Below are 4,167 nucleotides of genomic sequence, written 5' to 3' on the forward strand. Positions count from 1 at the left end.
CGGCAGGCCGAGCACGGGCGGGCACCAGCGCCGCACCGCGAGGCCCAGCGCGCTGTCGAAGGGCGAACAGCCGGGCGCGGGCGGGCGGTCGGACTCGGTGAGCAGCCCGGCCAGGGCGTCGTCGGCGAGCTCGGCCGCCACCACGCTGTGGCAGTGGTGGTCGACCAGCGCGGGCCCCTCCGGCCGGGCCACCGCTCAGTACCGCCAGCGGGTGGCCGCGACCAACTCCTCGGGCGGGACGGCCGCGTACTGCTCCCGCTCCGCCCGGCGCACCGCCAGCACCGCCTGGTAGAGCGGCTCGCCGAGGGCCTCGCGCAGCACCGCCGAGCGCTCGTACGCGGCGATCGCCTCGGCTGGGGAGGCCGGCAGCCGGGGCACCGCGCCGGGCTCGGCGGCCGCCGGATCGCCGGTGAACTCCGGTGGCAGCGCGCGGCGTTGCTCCAGCCCGGCGAGGCCGGCCGCGATCACCCCGCCGACCGCCAGGTACGGGTTGGCGCTCGCGTCGAAGCACTTGACCTCGGCGTTGGCGGCGGCGGACCGCTCCCCGGTGGAGCCCGTCACCAGGCGCAGCGCGGCCTCCCGGTTCTCCAGGCCCCAGCACTGGTAGGCGCCCGCCCAGTGCGAGGGCACCAGCCGCAGGTACCCGGCCGGGCTGGAGCAGCCCAGCACCAGCAGTTCGGGCAGCGCGTCGAGCACCCCGGCGAGGAAGCCCTCGGCCTCGGCCGTCAGGCCGTGCGGGCCGGGGCCGCCGTGGCCGAGGTTGCGCCCGTCGCGCCAGAGGCTGACGTGCAGGTGCCCGCCGTTGCCGACGGCGCCGGCCTCCACCACCGGGGCGAAGGAGACCCGCAGGCCGTGCCGGGCGGAGACCGCCCGGACGGTGTGCCGGACCAGGACGGAGGTGTCGGCGGCGGCGACCGGGTCCTCGGGGGCGACCGAGACCTCGAACTGGCCCGGGGAGTACTCGGGGTGGATCTGGAGGACGCTCAGGCCCTGCCGGCCGAGGGCGCGCAGGACGTCCCGCAGGTAGTCGGAAAGGTCGGTGACCCGGTGCATCCCGTACGCCGGGCCGTGCGTCGGGTACTGCGGCTCCTCCCCCGGGGCGCCGGCCAGGGCGACCGTCCACTCGACCTCGATGCCCGCCTTGAGGCTCAGGCCGCGCGCGGCCGCCACCGCCCGGGCCCGGCGGGCGAACAGCCGCTGGCAGCCGGGGTGCGGGGCACCGGCCTGGGTGTATCTGTCCCCCGGGGCCCAGGCCCAGCCGGGCTGGGCGGCCAGCGGGACGATCCGGTCGAGGTCCGGGTAGAGCCTGAGGTCCCCGGTGGGGCCGCCGATGATCGGGCTGGTGGTGATCGCGTCGTCGGCGAGGAAGACGTCGAAGCAGGGCGCGGTGCCGACGCCCCACTGCGCGGCGTGCAGCAGGCCGCCGAGCGGCACGGCCTTGACCCGGGTGATGCCCGCGTTGTCCACCCAGGTGACGGCCACCGCCTCGACGGCCTCTGTGCGCAGCCGGTCGACGGCCTGCGCGGCCCGGGCGGCCCGCTCCTCGCGCGGTGGCAGCGCGACGGCCGCCACCGCGGCGGCGGCGAGCCGTTCGGCGGTGACGGGCGGCTCGGCGGGCCCGGGCGCGGTGGGGTCGACGGCGGCGGTTCCGGTGGTCATGCCGTCATGCTGCCCCGCCGGTCGGGGTCGGGTAACTCCCCTATCGGGTGGTCCTGCGGGCGCCCCCGTTCACCTGTTCACCCGTTCGGGTCGGGCACGTCGGCGGGCAGGTCGGCGGGCACCGGGACGGCGAACGCCCGCGGCCCCGAACGGTTTTCCGTCCCCGCCCTCTTCCTACTCGCCAGTAGCTTCGCTACAGTGGCCGGGCACGCACCACCGCCGGGCTTCGGGAGCCGCACCGGGGGCAGGCCGCGGTCGCCGCTTCTCCGGCGCCCGCGCGGTGCGCCTTCACCTTCACCGGCCGGTGCCGCGGATCGCGGCGGGCCGGGTTCCTCCTCGTATCAGGGCCGTCTCCTTCACCTTCGAGCGCCTGAGCACCACGGCACACCCGCGATCGGGCCGGAGCGGACCGGCCCCCGCCCGGCGTGCCGACACCCCGTCATCTCCCCAGCCCTCGCGCGTGGACCCTCCTCCGGCGGCGGCCGCCCCCGGCGTACGGGCGCGGCGGCGTGCCCGCCGGAGCACGCGCGGGCCCTTCATGACTAGGAGTACAGGACAGATGGAGCGTCCCTTCCCCACTGTCGCCGTCGTCGGCCTCGGCACGATGGGTGCCGGCGTCGCGGTGGCCGTCGCCAAGAGCGGCCGCCGGGTGATCGGCATCGAGGCCACCGGGGACTCGGCCGCCCGGGCGCTGGCCCGGATCGAGGAGGCCACCGCGCACGCGGTCGGCCGGGAGCGGCTCACCGCCGAGGAGCGCACCGGGCTGCTGGCCCGGATCTCGGTCGGCCACGAGCTCGCGGCCGCCGCCGGGGCGGACCTGGTGATCGAGGAGGTCCCCGAGCAGCTGGAGCTGAAGCGGGAGGTCTTCGCCGAGCTGGACCGGATCTGCCCGGAGGGCACCGTGCTCGCGACCGGCACCACCGCGCTGTCGGTGACCCGGATCGCCGCCGCGACCGCCCGTCCGGAGCGGGTGCTCGGCCTGCACTTCTTCAACCCGGTGCACGGCATGAAGCTGGTCGAGGTGGTCCGCACGGTGCTGACCTCCCCGCGGACCGCCGAGGACGCCGCCGCCTTCGCCCGCGACCTCGGCAAGGAGCCGGTGGCGGCCGGCGACCGGGCCGGCTTCGTGGTGAACGGCCTGCTGTTCGCCTACCTGAACCAGGCCGCCGCGATGTTCGAGTCCAAGTACGCCTCGCGGGAGGACATCGACGCCGCGATGCGGCTCGGCTGCGGCCTGCCGATGGGCCCGCTGGCGCTGCTCGACCTGATCGGCGTCGACACCGCGCGCACCGTGCTGGAGGCGATGTACGAGCAGTCCCGGGACCGCCTGCACGCGCCCGCCCCGATCCTCGGCCAGCTGGTCGCGGCCGGGCTGCTGGGCCGCAAGACCGGCCGCGGCTTCTACACCTACGAGGCGCCGGGCTCGTCCCGCGCCGTGGACGCGGCGACCGGGCCGGCCCTGCCGAAGGTGCCGGGCCGGGAGGTGCGCACCGTCGGCGTCTGCGGCTCCGGGACGATGGCCACCGGCATCGCCGAGGTGTTCGCCAAGGCCGGGCACCCGGTGCTGCTGGCCGCCCGCAGCCAGGAGAAGGCCGAGGCGGCCAAGGCGCAGCTGGCGAGGTCGCTGGAGCGCTCGGTGGCCAAGGGCCGGCTGTCCGCGCAGGCGCGGGACGCCGCGCTGGCGCTGGTCACCCCGGTCGGCCAGTACACCGAGCTGGCCGAGGTGGACCTGGTGGTCGAGGCGGTCGCCGAGGACCTGGCGGTCAAGCGCGAGCTGTTCGCCACCCTGGACAAGATCGTCCGCCCGGGCGCGGTGCTCGCCACCACCACCTCCTCGCTGCCGGTGATCAGCTGCGCGACCGCCACCTCGCGGCCGCAGGACGTGATCGGCATGCACTTCTTCAACCCGGCCCCGGCGATGAAGCTGGTCGAGGTGGTCTCCACCGTGCTGACCGTGCCGGACGTCACCGCGACGGTGCTGGAGCTGACCGCGAAGGTCCGCAAGCACCCGGTGGAGTGCGGCGACCGGGCCGGCTTCATCGTCAACGCGCTGCTCTTCCCCTACCTGAACGACGCGGTGCGGATGCTCCAGGAGCACTACGCGACGGTGGACGACATCGACACCGCGATGAAGCTCGGCTGCGGCTACCCGATGGGCCCGTTCGAGCTGCTGGACGTGGTCGGCCTGGACGTCTCGCTGACGATCGAGCGGGTGCTGCACCAGGAGTTCCGCGAGCCCGGTCTGGCGGCCGCGCCGCTGCTGGAGCACCTGGTCGCGGCGGGCTGCCTGGGCCGCAAGACCGGCCGCGGCTTCCGCGACCACGCGCGCCGGTGACCACCCCGCAGGCCGGGGGCGGCCCGTACGAGCTGCCGTACGAGCCGCCCCCGGCCGGACCGCACGCCGCGCCGCCACCGGGCTCCGCGGCTCCCCTGCGCCCCGCCTGGAGCCCCGGGACGGCGACCTCCCGCTGGCCCCGCCCGGCCGTGACCGGACCGGTGGTGCCGGTG

At 76.5% G+C, this 4,167-nt stretch carries 2 protein-coding genes and 1 pseudogene; 1 reads left to right on the forward strand and 2 read right to left on the reverse strand.

Annotated features, from left to right (window positions below; all coding sequences use genetic code 11):
• Positions 1 to 192 (reverse strand): annotated as a pseudogene (locus AE652_RS36630) (amidohydrolase); the annotation flags it as partial.
• A gap of 3 nt (positions 193 to 195) precedes the next feature.
• On the reverse strand, positions 196 to 1,659 hold the full coding sequence (locus AE652_RS36635) for a glutamine synthetase family protein (protein WP_082346212.1): 1,464 nt from the start codon (positions 1,657 to 1,659) through the stop codon (positions 196 to 198).
• A 559-nt stretch (positions 1,660 to 2,218) separates the two neighbouring features.
• On the opposite strand from AE652_RS36635, the gene AE652_RS36640 reads away from it, so the two are divergent.
• Positions 2,219 to 3,994: a 3-hydroxyacyl-CoA dehydrogenase family protein gene (locus AE652_RS36640; RefSeq protein WP_082346213.1), complete on the forward strand. Its 1,776-nt coding sequence runs from the start codon at positions 2,219 to 2,221 to the stop codon at positions 3,992 to 3,994.
• Positions 3,995 to 4,167: the final 173 nt, after the last annotated feature.

It is taken from the genome of Kitasatospora sp. MY 5-36 (assembly GCF_001182915.1).
In the GTDB taxonomy this organism is placed as follows: domain Bacteria; phylum Actinomycetota; class Actinomycetes; order Streptomycetales; family Streptomycetaceae; genus Kitasatospora.